The sequence below is a fragment of the Pedobacter sp. 01T416_2 genome (assembly GCF_056398925.1).
Genome location: NZ_JBFTQI010000952.1, coordinates 1 through 2,019, shown reverse-complemented (window position 1 = coordinate 2,019; position 2,019 = coordinate 1). Strand labels below are relative to the sequence as shown.

Annotated in this window: 2 protein-coding genes; one reads left to right on the top strand and one right to left on the bottom strand. The window is 39.1% G+C overall.

What is annotated here, in order from left to right:
* A partial coding sequence (locus AC1DPQ_RS26220) for a 7TMR-DISMED2 domain-containing protein (RefSeq protein ID WP_477611360.1) occupies positions 1-573 on the bottom strand: 573 nt, incomplete at its 3' end.
* 154 nt (positions 574-727) lie between these two features.
* On the opposite strand from AC1DPQ_RS26220, the gene AC1DPQ_RS26215 reads away from it, so the two are divergent.
* Positions 728-2,019 (top strand): Na+/H+ antiporter (locus AC1DPQ_RS26215; protein WP_477611359.1); only part of this gene is annotated, 1,292 nt, incomplete at its 3' end.

Genomic DNA, 2,019 nt, shown 5'->3' with positions numbered 1-2,019 from the left:
CATCAATGCAATGCCCATATAAATAGGTTGCACGCTATGTGCTTTAAATAAAGCATGGTTTAATACCGATTCGGTAACAAGCTTAACCGGTACAAGTAAAGTATTCATTGCCCGCATTCTTACATACACTTCGCCAATTGGAGTTTTTACCTGCTTTAAGGGAAATACATAGCCGGTACCCAGAATGTTATCATTTTGTTTCAGGTTGAACATGCCAGCGCTTACCTGGTTTATCATCCCTCGTTCATCCCGATAAAATACGGTAATAGAATCGATGTTTGCATAATCGATAAATAGATAGGGAGTGGTTTGGTTGTTATTTTTAAAACGGAGCTTCATCCACCATACTTTACCGCTGGTGCCACCGTTAAAAATTGCCGACTTGCCTTTTGAAAAACATTCTGGCTTAAATTGCGCTACCTTTTCAAAAGATGTTGTTTCGAGCGTGTCCTGCCAAAAGTATCCTGCTTTGCCAATGTTAACAAAAGTTTGTTTCTCCACCCGGATCACCGGTTGAGCTACGCAAAGACTGCTTTTTATCAAAAAAGCAATAAGAATAAAAATGGTCTTCATGAATTAAACCAATGTAAAAAAGCTGGGATGACTTATTACAGAGGAGAAATTATAGCTTTATAATAGAAATTCCAAATTTTATCTGAAAAAGAACATCATGTTAATGGTTTGGCATTCGCTTCAAATTTGTATTTTAGACCAAGCTCAAAATTATATGCACCAGCTGATTATACAATACGCTTTCTTGCTTGCAATTATTCTGTTTGTGGTAATGCTCGCACAAAAAATCCGTGTGGCATATCCTATTTTATTGGTAATTGCAGGTTTAGCCTTAAGTTTTTTACCAGTACTTCGTAATATTGAGATTGAACCAGAACTCATTTTTGTAATCTTTTTACCTCCATTGTTGTATGAAGCTGCTTGGAATACTTCATGGAAAGATTTCTGGAAGTGGCGTAGGGTAATCAGCAGTTTTGCTTTTCCAATTGTTATTCTTACCTCTAGTATTGTTGCGCTGATTTCCCAAAGCCTTATTCCGGGTTTTACATGGGCCCTGGGTTTTTTGTTGGGGGGTATTATTTCTCCGCCAGATGCGGTATCAGCATCAGCAATACTTAAAAATGTTAAAGTGCCTAAAAGGCTCACCACAATATTGGAAGGCGAAAGTTTACTAAACGATGCATCCAGTTTAGTGGTGTTCCGCTTTGCTTTAGCCGCAGTAATGACCGGAAGTTTCGTGTTTAGTAAAGCTGCTGGTAATTTTGTAATTGTTATTGTAATGGGAATTTTGGTCGGAATTGCAGTAGCCTTAGTTTTTTATGCTTTGCACAGATGGTTGCCAACCACTACAAATATTGATATTATCCTTACTTTTTTAACGCCATATGTAATGTACATAACCGCAGAGGAGTTTGGGTTTTCTGGTGTGTTGGCTGTAGTAAGTGGTGGTTTGTTTCTTTCGGCCCGCAGAGACCAGATTCTTACTCACCGTAGCAGGTTACAGGGTATAAATGTTTGGGAAGCGGTAGCTTTTGTGCTGAATGGCTTTGTTTTCTTGTTAATTGGTTTAGAGTTTCCGGTAATTATTCGTGGTTTGGGCAACGATGGGCTTTTACCAGCCATCCGTTACAGTGCCATTATTTGCGCGGTTTTAATTGTTACGAGGTTAGCAAGTACCTATGGTGCTTTATACTTTACGCGTTTCATTAGTCGTTATATTACCACTGCCGATCCCAATCCAAGCATGAAGGCACCCTTACTTTTTGGCTGGGCAGGAATGAGAGGAGTGGTTTCTTTGGCTGCAGCGCTTTCTATTCCGGTCGCATTAAAATCAGGTGAAGCTTTTCCTCAGCGTAACTTAATCTTGTTTATCACTTTTAGTGTAATATTGGTCACTTTAGTTTTGCAAGGTTTAACCTTGCCCGCATTGATAAAATGGGTGGATATGCCCGATCCGGATTATACTGTTCCTTTCGAGCAACAAAAACAAATGGTGAGAAAGAAATT